The sequence below is a fragment of the Nocardiopsis sp. TNDT3 genome, from assembly GCF_003427465.1.
Lineage (GTDB): Bacteria > Actinomycetota > Actinomycetes > Streptosporangiales > Streptosporangiaceae > Nocardiopsis > Nocardiopsis dassonvillei.
Window position 1 is genome coordinate 1 of sequence record NZ_QPFC01001004.1, and the last position, 1381, is coordinate 1381.

General features: G+C 73.3%; 1 protein-coding gene and 1 pseudogene. Both read right to left on the reverse strand.

Annotated elements, in window-relative coordinates:
• Positions 1 to 309 (reverse strand): annotated as a pseudogene (locus tag DQW06_RS22875) (two-component sensor histidine kinase); the annotation flags it as partial.
• Positions 293 to 997: a response regulator transcription factor gene (locus tag DQW06_RS22880; protein WP_013155663.1), complete on the reverse strand. Its 705-nt coding sequence runs from the start codon at positions 995 to 997 to the stop codon at positions 293 to 295. The gene DQW06_RS22880 and the pseudogene DQW06_RS22875, both read right to left, overlap by 17 nt.
• Positions 998 to 1381: the final 384 nt, after the last annotated feature.

Genomic DNA, 1381 nt, shown 5'->3' on the forward strand with positions numbered 1-1381 from the left:
CGAGTCCGCGACCAGTCCGCGGTTCTCGGTGGTCAGGACGATCCGCCGCCCCGTCTCCTCGGACAGGCGCCCCACCGTCTCGCCCACGCCGTCCCACCCGGGGTGGGCGGCGGCGTAGGCGACGAGCGTGTCGTGGATGCGGGTGTCCACGGCCAGGGTCTCCCCCTGCTGCACGGTGAGCGACTCCGACGTCCTCTGCACCGCCAGCCACGCCGTCGCGAAGATCGAGCAGACCGCCACCAGGACCGAGCTCGCCAGCAGGCGCGCCAGCAGGCTGTGCCGCAGCGCGCCCCTACGCCGACCGGTCATCGGTCTTCCCGACGAGCTTGTAGCCCACGCCGTACACGGTGACCAGCCGCACCGGCCTGCGCGGGTCCGGCTCCAGCTTCCGGCGCAGGTTCTTCACGTGCACGTCGATGGTGCGCTCGGTGATGAACCGGCTCATGCCGTGGATGTGCTCCAACAGCTGGGCGCGCGTCAGGACCCGGCCCGGCTGGGCGGCGAGCGCGGCGAGCAGCTGGAACTCGGCGGGCGTGCACGTGACCGGGACCCCGTCCACCCGCACCGCGTGGCGCGACGGGTCCACCGCGACCGGACCCGCGCGCAGCACCCGGTCCGCGTCGTCGGGATCCCTGCGCGAGCGGCGCAGCAGCGTGCGCACCCGTGCCATCAGCTCACGCGGACTGTAGGGCTTGGTGACGTAGTCGTCCGCGCCCAGGTCGAGCCCGGTGAGCAGGTCCTCCTCGGTGGAGCGGGCGGTGAGCATCAGCACCGCCACGTCGGACTCCGCCCGCAGGGCCCGGCACGCGTCGAGTCCGCTCATGACCGGCATCATCACGTCGAGGACGACCAGGTCGGGGCGGTCCCGGTGGTGCGCCGCGACCGCCGCGCGCCCGTCGTGCACGACGCGGACGAAGTGCCCCTCGTGCTCCAGGTAGCGCCGGATCAGGTCGGCCTGGTTGACGTCGTCCTCGGCGACCAGCACATGCGCGCACACGGTGACCTCCGATCGGCTTCCGGCCCGGTCGGGCCTCGGTGCGGCTCGATCGTACGCGTGCGCGCGAGGGCGCCGGAGCGGGCCGGTGGAGCCCCCGCAGGTCACCACACAGGTCCCACACGACGGGCACACGGGTTCTTCACATTCGTCGGCCAGTGTTCGTTGTCGTCCGGAGCGCGAGCACGCCGGACGCCTCCCCGAACGAAGCCGGACGGAAACCCCATGCGCCCAACGATGCCCGTAAGCCCCACCCGGGCTCTGACGTCCCTCGCGGCCGCCGCTGCCCTGGTAGCGCTCACGGCCTGCTCGTCCGCCACGGCCGACGAACCGGCGTCGGAGGAGGCGCCCGTCGACGCCGCCGGCAACGGCGTCGAGGGCGTAGAG